General features: G+C 72.5%; 21 protein-coding genes. 11 read left to right on the forward strand and 10 right to left on the reverse strand.

Annotation, left to right across the window (positions count from 1 at the left end; translation table 11 throughout):
- Nucleotides 1–223 (forward strand): nicotinate-nucleotide--dimethylbenzimidazole phosphoribosyltransferase (locus MCBG_RS26125; RefSeq protein ID WP_198033318.1); only part of this gene is annotated, 223 nt, incomplete at its 5' end.
- The gene (cobA, locus tag MCBG_RS26130; RefSeq protein ID WP_043328883.1) at nucleotides 220–1,461 is read left to right on the forward strand and encodes a uroporphyrinogen-III C-methyltransferase; all 1,242 of its coding nucleotides are present in this window, start codon (nucleotides 220–222) and stop codon (nucleotides 1,459–1,461) included. The genes MCBG_RS26125 and cobA, both read left to right, overlap by 4 nt.
- Before the next feature lie 145 nt (nucleotides 1,462–1,606).
- Here cobA and otsB read toward each other — a convergent pair whose 3' ends face one another.
- From otsB to MCBG_RS26150, 4 genes are all read right to left on the reverse strand, one after another.
- A complete protein-coding gene (gene otsB / locus MCBG_RS26135; protein ID WP_043328885.1) occupies nucleotides 1,607–4,207 on the reverse strand; it encodes a trehalose-phosphatase in 2,601 nt (866 codons plus the stop codon).
- The gene (locus MCBG_RS26140) at nucleotides 4,204–5,604 is read right to left on the reverse strand and encodes an alpha,alpha-trehalose-phosphate synthase (UDP-forming) (RefSeq protein ID WP_043328887.1); all 1,401 of its coding nucleotides are present in this window, start codon (nucleotides 5,602–5,604) and stop codon (nucleotides 4,204–4,206) included. The genes otsB and MCBG_RS26140 overlap by 4 nt, the downstream gene beginning before the upstream one ends.
- Nucleotides 5,605–5,745: 141 nt before the next feature.
- Nucleotides 5,746–6,138 carry a hypothetical protein gene (locus MCBG_RS31305; protein WP_051611384.1) on the reverse strand — a complete coding sequence of 131 codons (393 nt, stop codon included), beginning with the start codon at nucleotides 6,136–6,138 and terminating at the stop codon, nucleotides 5,746–5,748.
- Nucleotides 6,135–6,419: a hypothetical protein gene (locus MCBG_RS26150; protein WP_043328891.1), complete on the reverse strand. Its 285-nt coding sequence runs from the start codon at nucleotides 6,417–6,419 to the stop codon at nucleotides 6,135–6,137. The genes MCBG_RS31305 and MCBG_RS26150 overlap by 4 nt, the downstream gene beginning before the upstream one ends.
- Nucleotides 6,420–6,632: 213 nt before the next feature.
- Between MCBG_RS26150 and ettA the strand changes: the two genes are divergently transcribed.
- From ettA to MCBG_RS26170, 4 genes are all read left to right on the forward strand, one after another.
- Nucleotides 6,633–8,309 (forward strand): energy-dependent translational throttle protein EttA, encoded by a 1,677-nt coding sequence (ettA, locus tag MCBG_RS26155; protein WP_043328893.1) that lies wholly within the window; start codon nucleotides 6,633–6,635, stop codon nucleotides 8,307–8,309.
- A complete protein-coding gene (locus tag MCBG_RS26160; RefSeq protein WP_043328894.1) occupies nucleotides 8,302–8,745 on the forward strand; it encodes an acyl-CoA thioesterase in 444 nt (147 codons plus the stop codon). Before ettA ends, MCBG_RS26160 begins: the two co-directional genes overlap by 8 nt.
- Nucleotides 8,742–9,407, forward strand: coding sequence for a hypothetical protein (locus MCBG_RS26165; RefSeq protein ID WP_043328896.1), 666 nt, complete (start codon nucleotides 8,742–8,744; stop codon nucleotides 9,405–9,407). The genes MCBG_RS26160 and MCBG_RS26165 overlap by 4 nt, the downstream gene beginning before the upstream one ends.
- Before the next feature lie 131 nt (nucleotides 9,408–9,538).
- On the forward strand, nucleotides 9,539–10,123 hold the full coding sequence (locus MCBG_RS26170; RefSeq protein ID WP_043328898.1) for a type III secretion system chaperone family protein: 585 nt from the start codon (nucleotides 9,539–9,541) through the stop codon (nucleotides 10,121–10,123).
- A 12-nt stretch (nucleotides 10,124–10,135) separates the two neighbouring features.
- Here MCBG_RS26170 and MCBG_RS26175 read toward each other — a convergent pair whose 3' ends face one another.
- The 3 genes from MCBG_RS26175 to MCBG_RS26185 all read right to left on the reverse strand — a co-directional run bounded on the left by MCBG_RS26175 (nucleotide 10,136) and on the right by MCBG_RS26185 (nucleotide 13,266).
- Nucleotides 10,136–10,522, reverse strand: coding sequence for a globin (locus tag MCBG_RS26175; protein WP_051611386.1), 387 nt, complete (start codon nucleotides 10,520–10,522; stop codon nucleotides 10,136–10,138).
- A 78-nt stretch (nucleotides 10,523–10,600) separates the two neighbouring features.
- On the reverse strand, nucleotides 10,601–11,974 hold the full coding sequence (locus tag MCBG_RS26180) for an MFS transporter (RefSeq protein WP_043328901.1): 1,374 nt from the start codon (nucleotides 11,972–11,974) through the stop codon (nucleotides 10,601–10,603).
- 236 nt (nucleotides 11,975–12,210) lie between these two features.
- Nucleotides 12,211–13,266 carry a mechanosensitive ion channel family protein gene (locus MCBG_RS26185; protein ID WP_223201338.1) on the reverse strand — a complete coding sequence of 352 codons (1,056 nt, stop codon included), beginning with the start codon at nucleotides 13,264–13,266 and terminating at the stop codon, nucleotides 12,211–12,213.
- Between the two features lie 176 nt (nucleotides 13,267–13,442).
- Here MCBG_RS26185 and MCBG_RS31310 point away from each other — a divergent pair, with 176 nt between their 5' ends.
- Nucleotides 13,443–14,894: a D-glucuronyl C5-epimerase family protein gene (locus MCBG_RS31310; protein ID WP_084789620.1), complete on the forward strand. Its 1,452-nt coding sequence runs from the start codon at nucleotides 13,443–13,445 to the stop codon at nucleotides 14,892–14,894.
- A gap of 200 nt (nucleotides 14,895–15,094) precedes the next feature.
- Entirely contained in the window at nucleotides 15,095–15,634 is a 540-nt protein-coding gene (locus MCBG_RS26195) for an HNH endonuclease (RefSeq protein ID WP_030502198.1), read from the forward strand.
- 9 nt (nucleotides 15,635–15,643) lie between these two features.
- Here MCBG_RS26195 and MCBG_RS26200 read toward each other — a convergent pair whose 3' ends face one another.
- From MCBG_RS26200 to MCBG_RS26210, 3 genes are all read right to left on the reverse strand, one after another.
- Complete coding sequence (locus MCBG_RS26200; RefSeq protein WP_043328904.1) at nucleotides 15,644–16,501, reverse strand: class F sortase; 858 nt, start codon at nucleotides 16,499–16,501, stop codon at nucleotides 15,644–15,646.
- Nucleotides 16,502–16,513: 12 nt separating this feature from the next.
- The gene (locus tag MCBG_RS26205) at nucleotides 16,514–17,023 is read right to left on the reverse strand and encodes a hypothetical protein (protein WP_043328906.1); all 510 of its coding nucleotides are present in this window, start codon (nucleotides 17,021–17,023) and stop codon (nucleotides 16,514–16,516) included.
- Nucleotides 17,024–17,102: 79 nt separating this feature from the next.
- Nucleotides 17,103–17,543, reverse strand: a complete 441-nt coding sequence (locus MCBG_RS26210) for an Lrp/AsnC family transcriptional regulator (protein WP_030502195.1) — start codon at nucleotides 17,541–17,543, stop codon at nucleotides 17,103–17,105.
- A gap of 148 nt (nucleotides 17,544–17,691) precedes the next feature.
- On the opposite strand from MCBG_RS26210, the gene MCBG_RS26215 reads away from it, so the two are divergent.
- Genes MCBG_RS26215 through MCBG_RS26225 form a run of 3 tightly spaced genes read left to right on the forward strand, consistent with a single transcriptional unit; the run spans nucleotide 17,692 to nucleotide 21,190 of the window.
- Entirely contained in the window at nucleotides 17,692–18,570 is an 879-nt protein-coding gene (locus tag MCBG_RS26215; protein WP_043328908.1) for a tryptophan 2,3-dioxygenase, read from the forward strand.
- A gap of 14 nt (nucleotides 18,571–18,584) precedes the next feature.
- Complete coding sequence (gene kynU / locus MCBG_RS26220; protein WP_043328909.1) at nucleotides 18,585–19,865, forward strand: kynureninase; 1,281 nt, start codon at nucleotides 18,585–18,587, stop codon at nucleotides 19,863–19,865.
- Nucleotides 19,862–21,190: an FAD-dependent oxidoreductase gene (locus MCBG_RS26225; RefSeq protein ID WP_043328911.1), complete on the forward strand. Its 1,329-nt coding sequence runs from the start codon at nucleotides 19,862–19,864 to the stop codon at nucleotides 21,188–21,190. The genes kynU and MCBG_RS26225 overlap by 4 nt, the downstream gene beginning before the upstream one ends.
- The last annotated feature ends 8 nt before the right edge of the window (nucleotides 21,191–21,198 follow it).

Genomic DNA, 21,198 nt, shown 5'->3' on the forward strand with positions numbered 1-21,198 from the left:
CGTTCGCCCGGACGCGGTGGGCGCCATGGTGGCCGGGCACCGCAGCGCCGAGCCGGGCGCCACGGCGGCGCTGCGGCACCTCGGACTGGAGCCGCTGATCGACCTGGGGCTGCGGCTCGGCGAGGGCACCGGGGCGCTGCTCGCCCTGCCGGTGGTCACCGGCGCCGTCCGGGTACTGCACGAGGTGGCGACGTTCGACTCCGCCGGGGTGGCGGAGAAGTGACCGGACCGACGTCGCCCAGCCCGTACCCCCTGGGGTTGCGGCTGGACGGGCGGCGCGTGGTCGTCGTGGGCGGGGGAGCGGTCGCCACCCGGCGGGTGCCGGCGCTGCTCGACGCCGGCGCGGACGTCCTGCTGGTCTCGCCCGAACTGACGCCGGCGCTGCGTGCCCACGTCGACGCCGGGCGGCTGCACTGGGAGCCGCGCCGGTTCGCCCCCGGTGACCTGGACGGCGCGTGGCTGGTCCAGGTGGCGGTGGACGACCGGACCGCCGCCGCCGCGGTCAGCGCCGCCGCGGCCGAGCGGCGGATCTTCTGCGTACGCGCCGACGACCGGACGGCGGCGAGCGCGTGGACGCCGGCGGTGACCCGGCACGGCCCGGTGACGGTTGCGGTCCTCGGCGGCGGCGACCCCCGCCGCGCGATGGCAGTCCGCGACGCCGTCCGGGAGTTGCTCGGAAGGAAGGGCCCCCCGTTAACGCCTGCGGTAGAGGAAGGGACCCCTGTTAACACCGGCGGCCGCGTCGCGCTCGTCGGATCCGGTCCGGGCGACCCGGAGCTGATCACCGTGAAGGGATGGCGGCTGCTCACCGAGGCCGAGGTGGTCGTCGCCGACCGGCTCGTGCCCGGACTGCTCCTGGACGAGATGCGCCCCGACGTCGAGCTGGTCGACGCCTCCAAGATCCCGTACGGGCCGTCGCGTGCCCAGGAGGAGATCAACCGGATCCTGGTGGACCGGGCCCGGGCCGGCAAGGTGGTGGTACGGCTCAAGGGCGGCGACCCGTACGTCTTCGGCCGGGGCGGCGAGGAACTGCTGGCCTGCGCCGAGGCGGGCGTACCGGTGACTGTGGTACCCGGCGTGACCAGCGCGATCGCGGTGCCCGAGGTGGCCGGCGTGCCGGTGACGCACCGGGGCGTGGCGCACGAGTTCACAGTGGTCTCCGGGCACCTCGCGCCCGACGCGCCCGCGTCGCTGGTGCGTTGGGACGCCCTGGCCGGGCTGCGCGGCACGCTGGTGATCCTGATGGGGCTGAAGAACCTCGCCGCGATCAGCGCCACCCTGATCGCGCACGGCAAGCCGGCGGACACCCCGGCCGCGGTGATCCAGGAGGGCACCACGTCGGCCCAGCGCACGCTGCGCTCCACGCTCGGCGCGGTCGCCGCCGACGTCGAGGCCGCCGCCCTGCGCCCACCCGCGATCGTGGTGGTAGGCGACGTGGTGCACGCCCTGACCCCCGCCTGACCCTCCGCCCGCGCCCTACGCCGCCCTGCCCGCCCCGAGCGCGTCGATCTTGCACTTCGTGCCCGCGGGATGCCCGTTTCGATCACCTTTGCCTGGGCCGCAACTGCAAGATCGCGGGGGCGGGCGCCGCCGCCCTCGTACGGCGTTACTGCTTGAGCATGTTGTCCAGCAGCAGGGCGCAGCGGATCAGGCCCAGGTGGCTGTACGCCTGCGGGTGGTTGCCCAGCCCGCGCTCGGCCAGCGGGTCGTACTGCTCCGGCAGCAGCCCGGTCGGCCCGGCCGTGTCGACCATCTGGGTGAACAGCTCCTCCGCGTCGCTCCGGCGGCCGGTGCGCAGGTACGCCTCGATCAGCCACGACGTGCAGATGTGGAAGCCGCCCTCCCGGCCGGGCAGGCCGTCGTCCCAGTGGTACCGGTAGACGACCGGCCCGCTGCGCAGCTCCGCCTCGATCTTGAGCACGGTGGAGAGGAAGCGCGGGTCGTCACCGGCGAGCAGCCCGGAGATGCCGATCCACAGCGACGAGGCGTCCATCTCCTCGTAGCCGTAGGCGACGCTGTACGCCTCGGCCTCCGGGTGCCAGCCGTGCTCCAGCACGTTCGAGGCGATCCGGTCGCGCAGCTCGACCCACTCGGGCCGGTCCTCGCCGCCGTGCCGCCGTACGACGTGCAGCGCCCGGTCCACAGTCATCCAGAGCATGACCTTGGAGAAGACGTGGTGCCGCGGGGGGAGGCGGGCCTCCCAGATGCCGTGGTCGGGCTCGTGCCAGCGGCGGCGTACCGCCTCGACCATGTTCTCCAGCACCCGCCACTCGTCGTCGCGGATCGAGCCCCGGGCGTCGGCGACTGCCGCGATCAGGTCCGCGACCGGGCCGAACACGTCGAGCTGGAGCTGGTGGTTGGCGAGGTTGCCGACCCGTACCGGCCGGGAGCCGGCGTAGCCGGGCAGCGTGTCGATGACCGCCTCGGCGCCCAGCTCGAAGCCGTCCACCGTGTAGAGCGGGTGCAGCCGCTCCGGGTGCCCGCCGGTGCGCTCGACCACGCCGTCGATCCAGCGCAGCAGACCTTCGGCCTCCTCGGTGGAGCCGAGGTCGACCAGCGCGCGGGCGGTCATCGCGGCGTCCCGGAGCCAGCAGTAGCGGTAGTCCCAGTTGCGGACACCGCCCAGCTCCTCGGGCAGCGACGTGGTGGCCGCGGCGAGGATCGAGCCGGTGGGCTCGTGGCAGAGCCCGCGCAGCGTCAGCGCGCTGCGGGCGACCAGGTCCCGGGCGGTGGCGGGCAGCCGCAGCGAGGCCACCCAGTCCTTCCAGGGCTGCTCGGCGGCGGCCTGCCGTTCGTGCACCGGCAGCCGGTGCGGCTCCAGGCTCTGGGTGCCGAAGCGCAGCTCCAGCACCACCTGGCCGCCGGCCGCCGACAGGTCGACCACCGCCTTCGCGGTCTCGTACCCGGCGTCGTTGGTGACCTCCCACTCGACGCCGGGGGAGTGCAGCGCGACCGGCTCGTTGGAGCCGAGCACCAGCAGGCCGTCGTCGAGCGGCTGGAGCTGCACCGCGACCTGGCCGAACTCGGGCCGTGGCGCGAACTCGACGCGGGCCCGCCCGGTGCCGCTGAGCACCCGGACCAGTGTGGAGTCGCCGCTGACCACGGCCGGGTCGTCCGGCGTGGTCTGCCGTACCGGTAGGTCGAGCCAGTCGGTCACGGTCAGGCCGGACCAGCGGGTCTCGACGGTCATCGTGTTGCTGCGGTAGCGCTGGCCGAGCGGGATGCCGCCGCGCTCCGGGCCGACCGTGAAGTGCCCGGCCGGGCTGCCGCCGACCAGGTCGGCGAAGATCGCCGCCGAGTCCGGCTTCGGGTGACACAGCCAGGTGATCTTCGCTTCCGGCGTGACGAGCGCGACGGTACGGCCGTTGGCGAGCATCGAGTGCCGCTCGATCGGCACCGCCCGCTCGCCGAACAGCCAGTGCCGCCGCGTCTCCAGCAGCAGCCCCAGTGCGCGGGCCGCCTCGATCGGCTCGGACACCCGGTAGTCGGCGCGGGTCTCGCCGGGGCCGATCTTGATGCCGACGTCCGGCCCGGTCAGGTTGCCGAACGCGTTCTCGTCGGTGACGTCGTCGCCGATGAACAGCACCGCGCTGGCGGCGAGCTGGGTCCGGAGCTGGTCGATCGCGGTGCCCTTGTTGGTGACCACCACCGACAGCTCGATGACTTCCTTGCCCTGGGTGACCGTCACGCCGTCCCAGGTCGCCGGCCCGTTGCGGACCGCCTCGACGGCCCGGGCGGCGGTGTGCGGGTCGACGCCGCGGGTGTGCACGGCGACGCTGGCGGGCTTGCGTTCCAGGCGGATGCCCGGATGCTCGGCGGCGATCTCCCGCAGCGCCTCGCGGAGCCGGTGCCGGACCGCGATCAGCTCGGGGGTGAGGCGCTCGACGAAGCCGATGTCGAACTCCGAGCCGTGGCTGCCGACGAGGTGCACCTCGCTGGGCAGCCGGGAGAGCGTGGCCAGGTCGCGCAGCGCGCGGCCGGAGACCACCGCGACGCTGGTCTGCGGCAGCGAGGCCAGAGCGCGTACCGCGGCCACCGACTCCGGCAGCGGAACGGCCTTGCTCGGGTCCTCGACGATCGGCGCGAGCGTGCCGTCGTAGTCGCAGGCGACCAGAAGCTGCGGAACCCGGGCGATGCGGCCGATCGCGGCACGCAGTTCGGGATCCAGCACGCCGCCGTGTGCGGCGGCGAGGGCGGGCGAGGTCACGCAGCCTCCGTATCTCCGACGCCGAGCTCGCTGAGGAACGACTTGGCCCAGTGGCCCACGTCGTGGCTGCGCAGATGGCGTTGCATGACGCGCATCCGGCGGCGGGCTTCGGGCTTTTCGACATGCACGGCCCGCAGCAACGCGTCCTTCACCGCGTCCGGGTCGTGGGGATTACACAGGAACGCCTGGCGCAGCTCGGTGGCAGCGCCGGCGAACTCACTGAGCACGAGCGCGCCGCCCTGGTCGGCGCGCGATGCGACGTACTCCTTGGCCACCAGATTCATTCCGTCTCGCAGCGGGGTCACCATCATGACGTCGGCCGCGACGTACATCGCAGCCAGTTCGGAGCGACTGTACGACTGATGCAGATAATGCACTGCAGGCACGCCGACCCGGCCGAATTCACCATTGATCCGGCCAACCTCGCGTTCCACCTTCACCCGAAGTGCCTGGTAGTGCTCCACACGCTCGCGGCTGGGCGTGGCGACCTGCACCATAACCGCGTCCGGAACTGTCAACTTTCCGTCAGCGAGGAGTTCGCGGAAGGCCTTCAGGCGGAGTTCGATGCCCTTGGTGTAGTCGAGCCGGTCGACGCCCAGGATGATGGTCTTCGGGTTGCCCAGCTCCTCGCGGATCTGCTTGGCCCGGGCCTGGATCGCCGGGTCCTCGGCCAGCCGCTCCATCTCCTTGGTGTCGATCGAGATGGGGAACGCGCCCGCCTTCACCTGCCGGCCGTCGACCTGGATCATCTGGCCCTCGTAGCGCAGGCCGAGCAGGTGCCGGGCCAGCCGGACGAAGTTCTGCGCCGCCAGCCGCTGCTGGAAACCGACCAGGTCCGCGCCGAGCAGGCCGCGCAGGATCTCGGTGCGGAACGGCATCTGCATGAACAGCTCGATCGGCGGGAACGGGATGTGCAGGAAGAAGCCGATCCGCAGGTCCGGCCGCAGCTCGCGGAGCATCGCCGGCACCAGCTGGAGCTGGTAGTCCTGGACCCAGACCGTGGCGCCCTCGGCCGCCACGTCGGCCGCGGCCTCCGCGAACCGGGCGTTCACCAACCGGTACGCCTCGCGCCAGCGCCGCTTGTATGCGGGTGTCTCCACGGCGTCGTGGTAGAGCGGCCAGATCGTCGCGTTCGACTGGCCCTCGTAGTAGCGCTCCAGCTCCTCGGCGCTCAACGGCACCGGGTGCAGGCGGATGCCCTCCAGGTCGAACGGCTCGGGCGCGGCGCCGGTGCCGCCGGCCCACCCCACCCAGGTGCCCTGGTGCTCGGCGAGCACCGGGTGCAGCGCGGTCACCAGCCCGCCCGGGCTGCGCCGCCACTGCCGCCCCTCGGGTGTGCTCACCTCGTCGACCGGCAGGCGGTTGGCCACTACGACAAAGGAGCTACGGACGGTCACGATCGGCCACCTCCGGGTACTGACGGGTCCACCGCGATGAGCGTACTGAGCGTAGCTGCGGCCTCTGTTCCCCCGTGCCGGAGTTACCTACCCGTCCCAGAACCGCCGAACCCACCGCGTGATCTTGTCGACACCGGTGGCTCAGAGGTCGATGATCGGCCACTCCTTCGGCAGCACCTCACCGAGCAGCTCCCGCCGGTCCGTCACGATCGGCACGAGCGGATTGGCGGCGGCCTCCATGGCCAGCTGCGCGAGATCCATCCGCCCGGTCATCCGCCGCGACCAGCCTCCGAGGTAGGCGCACATGTCAGGTTCCACGGGGGTGATCTGCACCTGCGGCAGGGCGGCCAGCAGTTCCAGAAGCTCCCACTGCGGAGCCGTGGCCTGCTGATGGGCATGCGCCAGGCAGAGGGCGGGCACCAGCACGTCACGCGCGTAGTCGGCGGCCTCGGCGATCCTCGCACCGACGTCCTTGGCGCCCGAGGCATAGGCCAGCAGCGCGGCCGTGTCGAGCGCCAGGCCGAACTGCGTCACCGCCGCGCCTTCGCCCTGGCCGCAAGGACCTCCGACTGGAGCCGGCTGGCCCGCTCACGAAGCTCGGGCGTGATACTCGCGGTGAGCTGCTGCATCTCCGCGTGGGCCCGGGCCACGTCCTCGTCGGTGATCGTGACACCGGCGCGAGCGAGCAGCACCCGCGTCTGCTCGCCGGCCATCTGCCGACGCACGGCGCGCGCTACGAAGGCGGACACGTTCGGCTCCTTGGCCAGCCGCTCCGCGACGTCGTCCGGCAGGCTCACGGCGATCTTCTTGGTCATACGCCAAGGCTATTCAGTCATACCCGCGCCGGCAAGGAGGCGCGCCACCGTACCCCTGGGGTGGGGTGATGTGGGCGTGGCGGTCCGTACCTGTCAGGATTGACGGCGGCGTGCGTGCGGCCGGCTCCCGGCCGGCGGCGGCGGGCGGAGATCGACGCCCGCGCCCCGCACCCGACAAGCCCGCGAACGCAACCGACGGAGGTAGCCCGCACCGTGGCCCAGTTCATCTACGTCCTGGACAAGGCGCGCAAGGCGCACGGCGACAAGGTCGTGCTCGACAACGTGACGCTGAACTTCCTGCCGGGTGTCAAGATCGGGGTGGTCGGTCCGAACGGCGCCGGTAAGTCCAGCCTCCTCAAAATCATGGCAGGGCTGGACCGGCCGAGCAACGGCGAGGCCCGGCTCATGCCCGGCTACTCCGTCGGCATGCTCGCGCAGGAGCCGCCGCTCAACGAGGAGAAGACGGTCCTCGGCAACGTCGAGGAGGCGGTCGCCGAGACCAAGGCCAAGCTGGAGCGGTTCAACGCCATCGCCGAGCAGATGGCCACCGACTACTCCGACGAGCTGATGGAGGAGATGGGCAAGCTCCAGGAGGAGCTGGACGCCGCCGACGCGTGGGACATCGACTCCAAGCTCGAACTCGCGATGGACGCGCTGCGCTGCCCGCCGCCGGACGCCGACGTCACCAAGCTCTCCGGTGGAGAGCGCCGCCGGGTCGCGCTGTGCAAGCTGCTGCTGGAGGCGCCGGACCTGCTGCTGCTCGACGAGCCCACCAACCACCTGGACGCGGAGAGCGTGCAGTGGCTGGAGCAGCACCTGGCCAAGTACGCCGGCACCGTCCTGGCGATCACCCACGACCGGTACTTCCTGGACAACGTGGCCAACTGGATCCTGGAGCTGGACCGCGGCCGGGCCTACCCGTACGAGGGCAACTACTCCACCTACCTGGAGAAGAAGGCCGCCCGGCTCTCCGTCGAGGGACGCCGCGACGCCAAGATGAAGAAGCGGCTGTCCGAGGAACTGGAGTGGGTCCGCTCGAACGCCAAGGCTCGGCAGACCAAGTCCAAGGCCCGCCTGGACCGCTACGACGAGATGGCCGCCGAGGCGGAGAAGACCCGGAAGCTGGACTTCGAGGAGATCCAGATCCCGCCGGGCCCGCGCCTGGGCAACACGGTCATCGAGGCGCAGAACCTCACAAAGGCGTTCGGTGACCGGGTGCTGATCGACGACCTGTCGTTCTCGCTGCCCCGCAACGGCATCGTCGGCATCATCGGCCCGAACGGCGTCGGCAAGACCACGCTGTTCAAGACCATCGTCGGGCTGGAGCAGCCGACCAGCGGCTCGGTCCGGGTCGGCGAGACGGTCTCGCTGTCGTACGTCGACCAGAACCGGCAGGGCCTGGACGGCGACAAGACGGTCTGGGAGGTCGTCTCCGACGGGCTGGACCACCTCATGGTGGGCAAGGTCGAGATGCCGTCCCGGGCGTACATCGCGGCGTTCGGCTTCAAGGGGCCGGACCAGCAGAAGCCGACGAAGGTGCTCTCCGGCGGCGAGCGCAACCGGCTCAACCTGGCGCTGACGCTGAAGATCGGCGGCAACGTGATCCTGCTCGACGAGCCGACGAACGACCTGGACGTGGAGACGCTGTCCAGCCTGGAGAACGCGCTGCTGGAGTTCCCCGGCTGCGCCGTGGTCATCTCCCACGACCGGATGTTCCTGGACCGGGTCGCCACGCACATCCTGGCCTGGGAGGGCGACGACCAGAACCCGGCGAAGTGGTTCTGGTTCGAGGGCAACTTCGAGGCGTACGAGAAGAACAAGATCGACCGGCTCGGCGCCGAGGCGGCCCGGCCGCACCGGGTGACCTACCGCAAGCTCACCCGTGACTGACCGCTTCGTTTACCACTGCGCGTTGCGCTGGTCCGACCTGGACGCGTACGGCCACGTCAACAACGCCCGCTTCCTCACGCTCTACGAGGAGGCCCGGGTGGCGATGATGTTCGCCGGTGGCCGGGCGTGGGGAGTGGGCTCGTTCGCCGACGGGGTGGTCATCCGCCGGCACGAGGTCGACTACCTGCGCCCGGTCGACTACGCGCTCGGCCGGGCCAGCGCGGAGGCGGCCCCGACCGTGCGGATCGAGCTGTGGGTGGACCAGATCCGCAACGCCTCGTTCTCGGTCGCCTACGAGCTGTACGACGGCGACACGCTGGCCAGCACCGCCCGGTCGGTGCTGGTGCCGTTCGACCTCGCCGCCCAGCGGCCACGCCGGATCTCGCCGGACGAGCGCGCGTTCCTGCTCCGCTACGCGCCGGGGCTGAGCGGATGACGACCGGGCACGGGCTGACCGGGGTGGCCGACGCGGGGGCCTTCCTGGCCCGGCTGGTCCGGTTCGACCCGGCCACGGTGGTCCGCCTGCGGCCGGTGCCCGGCGCCGGGCGTACGGCGCTCTGGGCGCGGCTGCCCTGGGGGGTGCTCGTGGTCCGTACCGTGCCCGGCGCCGCCCCCGGTGACGTCACGGTGGCCGCGGGGGAGCTGCTGGCCGAACTCTCCGCCGGGGGCGCGGCGCTGCCGGTACGGCGGGACGACGGCTGGCGCTGGCAGCTCCCACCGGCTGCCAGCCGCGTGGTGGAGACGCTGCCCGGCGCGGAGTTGCGCCGGATCGCGGAGGCGGCGGCCGGGACGCTGCGCGAGGCGGCCACGCACGGGGTGGCCGGCCGCGCGGTGGGTCAGCGGGTGCTGCGGGACGCGCTGCTGGACCACGTCGCCGTGGTGGTGACGCCGGACGAGGACCCGCGCACGCCGGTGGAGGTGTCGCAGCGGCTGGTGCAGGGTCTGGTCCGGATGGGCTTCGCCGGTAGCGGCGAGGACGACGTTCAGGTGCGGGTCGCCGGCCGGTGGGTCGGGCTCGTCGGTCCGTTCGGGGCGGTGTGGTCGCGTACCGTCGCCGATCTTGCACTCAGGCCGATGCCGGGTCAGCCGAAAGTATGACCCATCATCGGCCTTCCGGTTTGGGGCGGCCGTTGGGGGGATGCCTCATGCCGCCTGTCCGGGTACCGTCCTTCCTCGGATCCAACGCACCGTAGGCGATTGGATCCGCTGGGGAGTGAGGTGCGCGAGCGATGCCGTGGTGGTCATGGCGCCCTGGTCCCGCCGCTGGCGGCGAACCGGAGACTCGAAGCGGAGTCACAGTGGATGACACCATCCGGGTGGGGCCACCTACCCCGCGCCAGCCGGGAGACGACGCGCCGGCACCCGAGCGCCCGGCCCTGGCGGACATGCCGGCCACTGTCGCCCCGGTCACCCTGAGCCGGGTCTGCGACGCGCTCGACCTGCTGGACGTGCGCTACCTGGCCGACGGCGGCGGCAACCTGCTGGCCATGTGGGAGCGGCACGCCGTGCTCGTCGCGCTGGAGGGCCCGGAGGACGAGATCCTGGTGATGCGGGCCCGCCCGCACGCCACCGTCCCGCCGGACTGGGCCGACCGGGCGTACCGGGTGGTCAACGAGTGGAACCACACCCGCCGCTTCTGCAAGGCGTACATCGGCGACCCGACCGAGCGCGGCCAGCTCCCGATCTACGCCGAACTCCAGGTCCCGCTCGGCGCCGGGGCCCACGACGCGCTGCTCGTCGAGATGCTCGACTGCGGCGCCGCGGTCGCCACCACGTTCGTCGACTGGCTGCACGACGAGGGCGCGCTGCTCTGAGAGCCGGGCGGCTCAGCCGGCCGCCGGGTCCTCCATCACGTTCACCATGAAGTAGGCGGCCCGCTCCAGGTAGTCCCAGAGCGCGCCGGCGAGCTGCGGCGGCAGGTCCAGCGCGTCCACCGCCCGGCGCATGTGCAGCAACCAGGCGTCGCGCTCCGCGGCGCCGATCCGGAACGGGGCGTGCCGCATCCGCAGCCGGGGGTGCCCGCGCTGCTCGGAGTAGGTGTGCGGCCCACCCCAGTACTGGATGAGGAAGAGGGTCAGCCGGTCCGCCGCCGGGCCCAGATCCTCCTCCGGATACATCGGCCGCAGCAGCGGGTCCTCGGCGACGCCGGCGTAGAACTCGTCCACCAGCTTGCGGAAGGCCGGTTCACCGCCGATCGCCTCGAAGAGGGTCATCGACTCGCCTGGGGAAGTCACGCTTCCATCCTGCCAGGTGCGCCCCCGCGGTCGCGCCCGCCCGCGGGGCGGCGCGGATCACGTCACCGCGTGCCGGCGCCGGCCGTGCTCCCGGCCCCGGTCGCCCGCCGCCGGGCCACGCGCGGCGTGCGTGGGTGCGGCGGCGTCCGGGGCCGACTCGGCGCGGGCGGCCGCGATCGCCGCGTCGATGGTGCGCGGCCGAGGCCAGGCGAACGCCGCGACGAGCATCAGCAGCACGCCCGCCGCACTCCACGCGCCGACCACCGACGGGACGGAGAACCGCTCGGCGAGGGCGCCGGTGGCGAGCACCGCGGCGCCCTGGATGACCTGGGTGCCGGTGGCCATCACCCCGAACGCCCGGGCCCGGTAGCCGTCCGGCAGGGCCTGCACGAACAGCCCGTTGGCGACCGGCACCAGCCCGGCGACGGCGAAGCCGCACGCCGCGGCGAGCAACGCCACCACGGACGGGGCCGGGTCGAGGAGCGCGGGCACGAGCACCGCCGGCGCGATCACCATCAGCGGCCGCATCAGCGCCAACCGGCGCGCCGGGGCGATCAGCCGCCCGATGATCACCCCGCCGAGGACGTATCCGACCGGACCGGCGGCCATGATGACCGCCTGGGCGGTGCCGGCGTCCATCGTGCCGTCGGTGCGCTCGGCGGCCCAGCCGGCGGCCAGCCCTTCGGGGACGATCGAGAACAGCATCGCGCTGAACACCAGCATCGCGATGGCCCGCAGCACCGGCCGTTCGAAGACGATGCGGAAGCCCTGGCCGGTCTCCCGCAGCAGGTGGCTGCGGTGCTTCGCGGTCATCGTCGACGGCCGGTCGTGTACGCCGACGCGGACCAGCAGGGCCGACAGGGCGAAGGTCGCCGCGTTGACGAGCAGCGCGGCGTTCGGGTTCAGCGCGGCGATGGTCGCGCCGATCAGGTAGCCGACGACCTGGGCGGCCTGGGACGCGCTGGTGAACGCGGACAGGCCCACCACCAGCCGGTCGCCGGTGAGGATCTGCGGCATCACCGCCGAGCGCGCCGCCTGGCTCGGCGGATTCGCGAGCGTGGCCAGGAAGATCAGCGCGAGGACCGACCAGGCCGGCATGAACGGCATGGCGACGAGCACCATCAGCGCCATCCGGATCAGGTCGCAGATCACCATGACCCGGCGGTAGCGGTGCCGCTCGGCGAGCGCGGAGAGCAACGGGCCACCGAGCAGCCAGGGCAGATAGCTGACCGCGAACGCGGCGGCGGAGAGCGCGACCGATTCGGTCTCGCGCAGCACGAGCACGGTGACCGCGGCCTTGGCGAGATAGTCGCCGACCCAGGAGAGGATGTTGGCGGCGAAGAGCGCCCGGAACTCCGGCTGACCGAACACGTCGCGGAAGGTGGCCGGGCCCTCCTGGGCGGGTCGCTCGTCGGACACCGTCGCCTCCATCGTTCCTGGTCGACCACTTGTGATGGCCCGACCGGGAACCGTCGTCAGATCAACCGATCAGCGAGGACACGAGCACGCTCCCCGGTGGAGCGTGTTCACCGGATTCTGCCCGATCGTCTGACAACTGGCTAGGGTGAACGGATTGATCGTCGCATCTCCGACTGAACCGAACGGACGATACCCGAGGGGCCGCGCGGAGCGCGACCCCCGGAAAATAGTCCGGCTTGTCCGGCGACTCAGGTGGGTCCGCTGGTCCCCGTGCCCTCGGCCGTGGGCGTCGCCGGCGTCTGGGGCGGCAGCCCGGGGAAGAGCCGGGCCGCCGCGATCTGCGCCGTGATCCCGGAGTTCTCCAGCGCCTCGGCGAGGCGGCGGCGCAGCTCCCGGCCCACCGCGAACTGCCCGTCCGCGGTGGTCTTGACGACGGTACGGATCACCGTGCCGTCCACGGTGATCTGCTCGACGCCGAGGACCTCCGGCGCCTCGACGATCTTCGGCGCCAGCTCCGGGTCCAGCGCCACCGACGCCGCCGCGGTACGCAGCACCGCCGTGGCCTCCTCGGTGCCGGCGAAGCCGATCGGCAGGTCGACCACGACCAGGGCCCAACCCTGACTCTTGTTGCCGACGCGGACGATCTCCCCGTTGCGGATGTACCAGAGCACCCCGCGGCCGTCACGGACCGTGGTCACCCGCAGGCCCACCGCCTCCACCACGCCCGTCGCCTCGCCGAGGTCGACCGTGTCACCGACGCCGTACTGGTCCTCGATCAACATGAACAGGCCGGCGATCAGGTCCTTGACCAGGCTCTGCGCGCCGAAACCGAGCGCCACGCCGGCGATGCCCGCGCTGGCCAGCAGCGGGGCCAGGTCGAAGCTGAACTCCTTGAGCACCATCAGCAACGCGATGCCGAACACGAACGCGGTGACCATGCTGCGCAGCACCGACCCGATCGCCTCGGCCCGCTGCCGCCGCCGCTCCGGCACGAACTGGTCCGGGTCGGGCGTGGCGCTGGGAATCCGTTCCCGCAGCGGGCGGAGCATGGTCGGCACCGCGCCGTCGGTGGTGGTCCGCACCAGCCGGTTGATGGTCCGGTGCAGCGCCCAGCGGGCGGCCACCGCGAGCAGCAGGATCAGCGCCACCCGCAGCGGCTTGAACAGGATCCAGTAGCTGCTCTCGGCGAACCAGGCGGAGTCGGTGACCCGGTACACCCACTCGCAGGAGCTGCTGCCCTGGCAGTCCGGCCGCCGGTCGGAGACGGCGGACAGCAGGGCGGAGATCAGGTCGGAGAGATTCACAGTGCTTTCGTACCGCACCCGCGTCGCCCGTCCGGCGCGGACCCACCGCCGGCCGGGCAACCCGCCCTGCTTCCTGCTCCGTTGTACCGGGGGGCGGCAAAAACGCCCCGGCCCGCACGGGGGCCCCGCGACTGGCCGTCCAGCGCGCAGCTGGGCGGAGCAAGGGGAAAAGCGACATGACGGAGGAACTCTTAGGCGCGCGCCGATCCTGGTCCCGTCGTCAGGTGCTGACGGTGGCGGCGGCCGGCGCCGCGCCGCTGGTGGCGACCGGGGCGGCGAAACTGTCCGCCGAATCGCCTGTCAAGTTCCGCAGCGACCCGTTCGAGATCCGCGATCTGCCGCAGGGGCAGCGGCCCTACTACAGCGGGGTGCGGCTGCCGCTCGTCGACACGGGCACGCACGACGAGCACGGCGTACGCATGGCGCTGCTCACCGGGAAGCTCTACGACCATCCGGTGGCCCAGGCCCAGTACGGCATCAACCTGCTGGAGAGTTACCGGGTCACCGGCGATCAGGTGTACCTCAAGCGGGCGATGGCGCAGGCGCAGCGCCTGATCGACAGGCGGGTCGTGCGGCGGGACGCCTGGTTCTACCCGTACCGGTTCCGGCACGCCATGCACCGCGGCACCGACGTCTACGAGACGCCGTGGTACTCGATGATGGCCCAGGGACAGGCGATGAGCCTCTTCGTCCGGCTGGCGCAGATCGTCGGCGAGCGCACCCACTGGCGGCAGGCGGCCGACTCGACGTTCGCGTCCTACCTGCTCCCGCCGGTGGGCGGCCTGCCGTGGGGGGTGTACGTCAAGGACGGGCTGCTCTGGCTTGAGGAGTACGCCCACCCGACGCGGGTGCGCGGCGACCAGACCTACAACGGGCACGTCTTCTCGGCCTTCGGGCTCTGGGACTACTGGAGCCTGAGCCGCGACGCCCGGGCCCGCCAGATGCTCCAGGGCGCGATCACCACCGCCCGGGACGCCCACCACCTCGTCCGCACCCGCCAGTGGCGGAGCCGGTACTGCCTCACCCACCGCAAGGACGCGGGCATGTACCACTCGACGCACATCATCCAGCACGCCGTGCTGCACGCGATCACCGGCGACCCGACCTTCGCCGGGATCATGGACCTGTTCTACTCCGACCACCCCACCTACGGGGTGTCCGGAACGATCCGGCTCGCCCCCGGGGACCACGTCGGCTACAAGTTCGACGCGTCCGGCACGGTCCTGGACCGCAAGCGGATCTCCCTGACCAGGCCGACCGAGGCGGCCTCCACGGAACGGCACAAGGTGATGCGGCAGACCGGCATCTGGTACGACATCAGCGAGGGGAGCCTGAGCGGCTACCTGGTCCAGGAGATCCCCGGCCGGTCGTACCAGATCGGGAGAGCGGCGCCGATCGGCTACCGCATCCCGCGCTCGGCGGTGGTCGTCGCCGCGCCCGGCAGGGCGTACTCCCTGGACGACGCCGGGAAGGTGACGGCGGTGACCGCCGGCCTCGCCGTCGGTGACACCGTGACAGTGGATCTGCGCGCCGCCATCGACGGCGTCCAGCACTACCGCCTGGCCGCCGGCCCGCACGAGGGCCAGTGGGTCCGGCTGGGCACCCTGCGTAGCGTCGGCACGGCGTAGCGCGAGCGCGCCGGACCGCCCCGGTGCGGGTGATCCGGTGGGCCGCTTGCAGATTCGTGCGTGCAATCGAGGGCGCGATCAGGGACTATTGGCGCAACGGACGTCGGTGATCCGGCCGGCGTCGGAATTCGTTCCGCGCTGTTCGCGGGCGGTTCCGGCGCGCAGACGGCGGGAGCGGCTGGACCGGGAGGGTGAGCGCGATGCCTGACATACGACCCACGGCGGGCTCCGGTGCGCTCGTTCTCAACGCCACCTACGAACCCCTGTGCGTCGTGTCGGTGCGTCGTGCCGCGATCCTCGTGCTCTCCGCCAAGGCGATCTGCGTCGCCGACGGCGAGGGCATCCTGCACAGCGCGCGCAACGCGTTACCGGTGCCCTCAGTGGTACGCCTGACCCGCTACGTCCGGGTGCCCTACCGCACCCACGTCGGGCTGTCCCGGCGGGCCGTGTTCGCCCGCGACGGGTGGCGGTGCGCGTACTGCCGGGGGCCGGCGGAGACCATCGACCACGTGTTCCCGCGCAGCCGGGGTGGCCGGCACGCCTGGGAGAACGTGGTCGCCGCGTGCGCGCGGTGCAACCACACCAAAGGCGACAAGACGCCGGCCGAGCTGGGCTGGCGGCTGCACCACCTGCCGGCCGCCCCGAAAGGGGCGGCCTGGCGGGTTCTCGGGCACCGCGCGCCCGACCCGCGCTGGGCGGACTGGCTCGACCTGCGCGAGCCCGAGTCCGAGGCGGCCTGACCGGCGCGCTCAGCGCGCCTTGACCAGCGAGGCGTAGACGACCAGGTTGTCCGCGTACCCGGTCTCGCCGCCCACCCAGCGCCCACCGCAGGTGATCAGCCGCAGGTTGGGCCGGCTGAAGTCGCCGTAGACGTCCTCCACCGGCAGCTTCTCCTTGCCGTACCGCTCGATCGAGGTCACCTCGAACACCGCCACCGAGCGGTCCTCGCGGGTCACCTCGATCCGGTCGCCGTCGTCGAGGTTCTTCAGCCCGTGGAAGACGGCCGGCCCGGTGGTGGTGTCGACGTGCCCGACGAGCACCGCCGGGCCGTACTGGCCGGGGGTGGGGCCCTGGTCGTACCAGCCGACCTCGCCGGCCCGGTCCACGTCCGGCACGTCGATGCTGCCGTCCGGCGCGATTCCGACGCGGTGCACCGGCGCGCGCAGGTCGAGCTTGCCGATGCTCAGGTCGGTCGGCGGGCTGGCCGGCAGCACCGGGAACTTCTTCGGCGGCGGGCGCAGGCCGGCGACGATCCGGTCCGGCAGCACGCTGACCCCGGTCACCCGTTCCAGCCCGAGCATGGCCACGATCAGCGCCATCACGCTCGCCACCACGAGCACCGGGACACCGGGGTTGCGGCTCGGGGCGTACCGGCGGGTGGTGGCCGGTGCGGCGCGGGCCGGGACCGGCCGCGGGTCGGCGGTGGTGACGCTGGCCGTGAAGGCGTGCCCGGCGACATGGGCGAACCGGCGCGCGGCCCGGGACGTCAGCCGCAGCGCGGCCCGGAGCCGTTTCGCGCGCTCCGGCGGCCGGCGGCCGGCGGCGCGACGGCGGGTGCGGTCCGCCGCCGGGCCGGCGCGGTCCCGGCGGCGCGATTTGCGGGCCATGTCGGCGCCTCGTCAGACGCGGTTACCGGTCTTGCGGCGGGCGCTCACACCGGCCACCACTGCCACCGCCACCAGCCCGCCGACCAGCAGCAGCGAGCCGGTGCCCCGGCCGCCCGCGGCGCCCCCACCGCCGGTCGCCGGTCCCTTGCTCGGCTGCGCCATGTTCAGCACGGTGAGCATGGTCGAGGCGGTGTTGCCGTTGGAGCAGTCCAGGTTCACCGGGTAGTCGCCGGGCGCCTTGTTGCCGGGCACGGTGACCGAGCCGGTGAGGAAGCCGTTGTCGGGTCGCAGCGTCACCCGCCCGAAGGCGTCCGAGGTGACCTGGGCCTGACGGTTGTTGCTGTTGTCGCAGCCGGCCCGCAGGCTCACCCGGGAACCGGCCTGGACGCTGTTCGGCGTCACCTCGATGAACACGCTCTCGCCGGCCCGCGCCGGTGGCGCGGTCGCCAGGACGAACGTCGCGACCAGGCCGAACAGGCCCAGTACGGACGACAGCACGCGGTGTGACAGGAGCCCTCGCATGGTTCCCCCCTCCCGGCGCGACGGTGCGCCGGACCCACTGACGGGCAGCGGCGGCTGCTTTCCCGGGGGGCGGGGGAAGCTAACGAGGCGCCTTCACCACGGGATGCCAGGCCAGCGGCGTGGAGAGCACCATCGTGCTGGACGGCTGGCCGTACGGGGCGAGCCGGTCGATGACCTCCTCGAACTCGCCCATGTTGGTGGCGGCGACCTTGAGCATGCTGCAGGCGTCCCCGGTGATCCGGTGGATCTCCATGATCTCCGGCCAGCCGGCCACCTCGGGGTCGTTGAGGATGCAGCGCGCGCCGTAGCAGGACATCCGGATCAGGGCGAGCACCGTGCGTCCGGCCCGGGTGAGGTCGACGTGGGCGTGGTAGCCGGTGATCACGCCGGACTCCTCCAGCCGCCGCACCCGTTCGGCCACCGCGGGCGGGGACAGGTGGACCCGGCGGGACAACTCGCTGTACGAGAGCCGGGCGTCGGCCTGGAGCTCACGCAGCAACGCCCAGTCCATGTCGTCCACGCGGGGACCTTCCTTCCGTAAAGGGAGCGACGCGAGATGGTTTCGGTTCGCGAGGTGAGACCACCATACCGCCGTTGAACAGGCATTCCATTCGGCCGCCCACCAGCGGGATCATGACGTCTACCCCGCGCACGGACGGAGAACGACTGTGGAACAGACGACGGCGGTGCGCCCGGTAACCCCCCAGGAACGGGCGGCTCGGGCGGCACGCAACGGCGGCGAGCCGACGCTGGAATTCGCCGAGCGCGTGCCGTACGACGCCTACGTACGGGCCAGCACCCTGCACCGGCTCCAGGAGCCGCTCAGCGACGACCCGGGCGAGATGTCCTTCCTGATGGTCAGCCAGATCATGGAGCTGTACTTCGGGCTGACCTGCCACGAGCTGCGGCACGCCAAGCGTGAGCTGCGCGAGGACCGGATCTGGGAGGCGCTGGCCCCGCTGCGCCGGGCCGCCCTGCACCTGGAGGGCCTCAACGCGGCCTGGCACGGCCTGCGCTGGATGAGCCCGGCCGACTTCAACCGCTTCCGCGACCGGCTCGGCGAGGGCTCCGGCTTCCAGTCCGCGATGTACCGGCAGCTGGAGTTCCTGCTCGGCCTGCGCGACCGGGCGCTGATCCGCCCGTTCCGCCGGCAGACCGACGTGTACGACGAGCTGACCGCCGCGCTGGCCACGCCGAGCCTCTGGGACGAGGTGGTGGCGCTGCTGGCCCGCAAGGGCTTCGACGTGCCGGCCGAGCTGCTGTCCCGGGACGTCAACACCGAGCACGAGGCGCACCCGGCGATCGAGGCGGCCTGGGTCCGGATCTACGGCGACAGCGGCCCGGACAACCACCTGCGCCTGCTCGGCGACGCGCTGACCGAGATCGCCGAGGAGTTCGGCGACTGGCGCTGGAACCACGTCAAGGCCGTGCAGCGCACCATGGGCGCCAAGGTCGGCAGCGGCGGTTCCGCCGGACTGGCATGGTTGCAGCGCAGCATGGCCCGGGTGGTCTTCCCGGAGCTGTGGTCGGCCCGCACCGCGATGTGACGAGAGAGAACAGCATGCACACCCCCGAGAACGAAGCCCTCCGCCGCGACGCCGACGACCCCGGTCACCGGCACCTGTTCCACATCCCGCCGGCTGACGGCGGTCGCTACCCGGACACCGCGTACCTGGCCGGTAACTCGCTCGGCCTGCAGCCCCGCGCCACCCGGGACGAGCTCCTCGCCGACCTGGACGCCTGGCAGCGCCTGGGCGTGGAGGGGCACCTGGAGTCGGAGCGGCCCTGGCTGCCGTACCACGAGCTGCTGACCGCGCCGGCCGCCCGCCTGGTCGGCGCGCTGCCCGCGGAGACGGTGGTGATGAACTCCCTCACCGTCAACCTGCACCTGCTGATGGTGAGCTTCTACCGGCCGGCCGGCGAGCGCACCCGCATCGTGATCGAGGACAGCGCGTTCCCGTCGGACAGCTACGCGGTGCGCAGCCAGGCCCGCTTCCACGGCCTCGACCCGGACACCACCGTCGTACGCCTCAAGCCGCGCCCCGGATCCGACACGCTCGGCACGCAGGACGTGCTGGACTTCCTGGCCCGCGAGGGCCACACGGTGGCGCTGCTGATGCTCGGCGGCGTGAACTACCTGACCGGCGAGCTGATGGACATCCCCGCCATCACGGCCGCCGGGCGGGCCGCGGGCGCGGTCGTCGGCTGGGACCTGGCGCACGCCGCCGGCAACGTGCCGCTGGCGCTGCACGACTGGGACGTCGACTTCGCGGCCTGGTGCTCCTACAAGTACCTCAACTCCGGCCCGGGCGCGCTGGGCGGCGTCTTCGTCCACGAACGGCACCTCGGCGACCCGTCGATCCAGCGCTTCGAGGGCTGGTGGAGCACCGAGGCGGCCACCCGGTTCGAGATGACCCCGGTGTCCCGGCCGCCGGCCACCGTCGAGGCGTGGCAGATCTCCAACCCGCCGATCTTCGCGATGGGCCCGGTGCGTACCTCGCTGGAGCTGTTCGACTCCGTCGGCATGCCGGCGCTGCGCGAGCGCAGCCTGCGGCTCACCGCCTTCCTGGAGCAGCTGCTCGACGAGGTCACGCCGGGCCGCCCGCTGAGCGTGGTCACCCCGCGCGACCCGGCCCGGCGCGGCTGCCAGCTCTCGGTGCGGATCGGGGTGGGCAGCGCGAACGAGCTGACCAAGCGGCTGCGGCACGAGCACGGCGTCGTCGCCGACGCCCGGGAGCCGGACATCGTCCGGTTCGCCCCGGTGCCGCTCTACTCGACGTACCACGACTGCTGGCGGGTCGCCGAGGCGCTGGCGGCAACTGTTGAGAAGGAGGGCTCATGACCGAGCGCGACGAGATCGCTGTCGTCGGCGCCGGGCTGGCCGGCTGCCTGCTGGCCTGCTACCTGGCCCGGCGCGGCTACCCGGTGGCCCTCTACGAGCGGCGGCCCGACCCGCGTACCGGCACCGTCGAGCGGGGCCGCTCGATCAACCTGGCGCTGTCCGAGCGCGGCCTGGACGCGCTGCGCCGCATCGGCCTGGAGGACGAGGTGATGGCGGACGCGCTGCCGATGCGCGGCCGCATGATCCACCCGGTCGAGGGTGAGCCGGAGTTCCAGTCCTACAGCGGCACCGGCGACCGGGCGATCAACTCGATCAGCCGGGGCGCGCTGAACAACGCGCTGCTGGACGCCGCCGCCGCGCTGCCGAACGTGCGCGTCGCGTTCGACCACCGGCTGGTCGGCCTCGACCCGCTCGGCGGCGAGATGACGTTCGAGACCCCGCAGGGCAAGGTCACCGCCACCGCCTCGGTCATCCTCGGCGCCGACGGCGCCGGCTCCGCGGTGCGCGGGCAGCTGCTCGCGTACGGGGGCCTGACCGAGAGCCTCGACTTCCTCGACTACGGCTACAAGGAGCTGACCATCCCGCCGCTGGGCGGGGAGTTCGCGCTCGACCCGGGCGCGCTGCACATCTGGCCGCGCGGCACCTCGATGATGATCGCGCTGCCGAACCCGGACCGCTCCTTCACCTGCACGCTGTTCTGGCCGACCCACGGCACGCGCAGCTTCGCGTCGCTGAGCAGCCCGGCCGCGATCGAGCGGTTCTTCGCCACCCACTACCCGGACCTGGTCCCGCTGGCCCCGAACCTGGTCGACGACTATCAGCACAACCCGATCGGCCTGCTCGGCACGGTGCGCTGCACGCCGTGGCAGGTGGCCGGGAAGGTCGGCCTGATCGGCGACGCCGCGCACGCCATCGTGCCGTTCTACGGCCAGGGCGCGAACTGCGCGTTCGAGGACGTGGTCGAGCTGGACCGCTGCCTCGACGAGTGCGACGACGAGTGGGCCGCCGCGCTGCCGCTGTTCCAGCACCGCCGCCAGGACAACGCGGAGGCGATCGCCCGGATGGCGCTGGCGAACTTCGTGGAGATGCGGGACAAGGTCGCCTCGCCGGTGTTCCGGACCCGCAAGCAGGTCGAGCACGCGCTGGAGCGCGCGCTGCCCGGCCGCTACGTCTCCCAGTACGAGCTGGTCTCCTTCTCCACCACCCCGTACGCGCAGGTGCGCCGCCGGGTGCGCGCGCAGTACGCGGTCGTCGGCGCGGTGGCGGCCGGCGCGGTGGCGCTGCTCGCCGGTGGGGTCCGCGCGGCGCTGGGGCGGCGGCGATGACGCTCTGG

It is taken from the genome of Micromonospora sp. M42 (assembly GCF_000568915.1).
Lineage (GTDB): Bacteria > Actinomycetota > Actinomycetes > Mycobacteriales > Micromonosporaceae > Micromonospora > Micromonospora chalcea.